We start from the raw sequence: 1,556 nt of genomic DNA, 5'->3' as shown, positions 1-1,556 counted from the left end.
GCCGGCACCAGCTTGAGTGGCCCGTAGAAGGCCTGCAGCTGGCCCTCGTTTTTTTCGCCTTCGGTGAAGACAGCGAAGCTCAGCAAAGCGCCCGGATCTTCGCCAAAGGCCTTGCGGTAGTCGGCGCGGATGTCACGCTCGTAGCTGCGCCATTCGTTGTAGCCGTGGTCGCCCGAGTCGACAATGATCTTGCGGATACGGTCGGTGCGGTCGTTGACGACCACTTCGCCTGGCCGGTTGACACGCGACCACGAATAAACCAGTGTCGCGAACGGCATTTCTTCGCCGGTCAGCAGCCGGCTCAACTCGGACAACAGGGAGTTCTTCATCGACAGCCGCGAGCGGTCGCCTTCGAACGCGAGCACTACCCGCACCGGCACATCCTCGAGTTGCGGCAGTGCAAGGTTGGTGCCCGCACCGGCGTACGGCACGTTCCAGGAAAAGCGCACGAGCCCAAGCTGGTCGGGCTCGATGCGGTGGCGATGGCGCAGGATGCTGCCGGACGCCTCGACCTTTGCGAGCACCGCGTCGCGGCCCTCATGACGCACATAGCTGTAGCTGGCCGGCTGCTTGCCCGGCACGCGGAAGATTTCCCACCTGAGGTCGTCTGGCTTGAGCTCACCGGCCTTGGGCGGCGCCGACATCTCGGCCCAGGCGGTGCCAGTCACCCCCTCCGCCGGCCCCAGCGTGCCGCCGCGGCTGACCGGCTCATCGACATCGGTGTCCTCGTCGGGCGCCGGGCGTGTCGCGCAGCCGGAGACCAGAGCCAGCGTGAGAAACGCTGCAGCGAACATCGAAAAACGGGGGAAAAGGCGGCGAAGCGGAAGGGAAAAAGACATGATGCGAAGCCATCGAAAAATCGGCGAAGTGGCAAGTTGACCACGGAAGCGCGCGCTCCCGCAATGGAAAAACGCACACTTTTGCGGTATTCAGCCGGCAATCTTGCGTAGCAGGCCGGCGGTCGAGCCATCAAGGCCAAAGACGTCCCCGCTGTGCAGGCGTGGCTCGATGTCTTTGGCCAGCACCTTCCCGAGCTCGACGCCCCACTGGTCAAAACTGTTGATGCCCCAGATCGCACCGCTGACAAACACACGATGCTCCTGCAGGGCAATCAGCGCGCCCAGGCTGGCTGGGGTGAGCCGCTCAAGCAACAGGAAAGTACTGGGACGATTGCCGGGAAAATGCCTGTGGCCTCCGACCTCTTCTTTGCCGGTCATCAAGGCTTGCGCCTGGGCCAGAACGTTGGCCAACAATTTGGCGTGATGCCCCGGCAGGTCGTGCGGTACGTGCGCGGCTGTTTTCACCGCCACAAACTCGACCGGCACCACCGACGTCCCCTGGTGCAGCATTTGAAAGTAGGCGTGCTGGCCGTTGGTGCCGGGTTCGCCCCACAGCACCGGGGACGTTTCAAACGGCAAAGCCTTGCCGTCCGCATCCACGCGTTTGCCGTTGCTCTCCATCTCCAGCTGCTGCAGGTAGGCCGGCAGGCGGCGCAGCGCGCTGCTGTAGGGCGCGATGCTGCGGCTGGTAAAGCCATGAAAGTTGCGGTACCAGAC

General features: G+C 63.8%; 2 protein-coding genes. Both read right to left on the bottom strand.

The window, feature by feature from the left end:
* Positions 1-839, bottom strand: an 839-nt coding sequence (locus tag AC1D1P_RS22965) for a DUF3047 domain-containing protein (protein ID WP_477674585.1), incomplete at its 3' end; no start/stop codon positions are given.
* A gap of 90 nt (positions 840-929) precedes the next feature.
* Positions 930-1,556, bottom strand: a 627-nt coding sequence (locus AC1D1P_RS22960) for a glucose-6-phosphate isomerase (RefSeq protein ID WP_477674584.1), incomplete at its 5' end; no start/stop codon positions are given.

Source organism: Polaromonas sp. P1_E1_2 (assembly GCF_056406035.1).
Note: the sequence above shows the minus strand (reverse complement) of the source record. Positions and strands in the feature narration are given on the sequence as shown.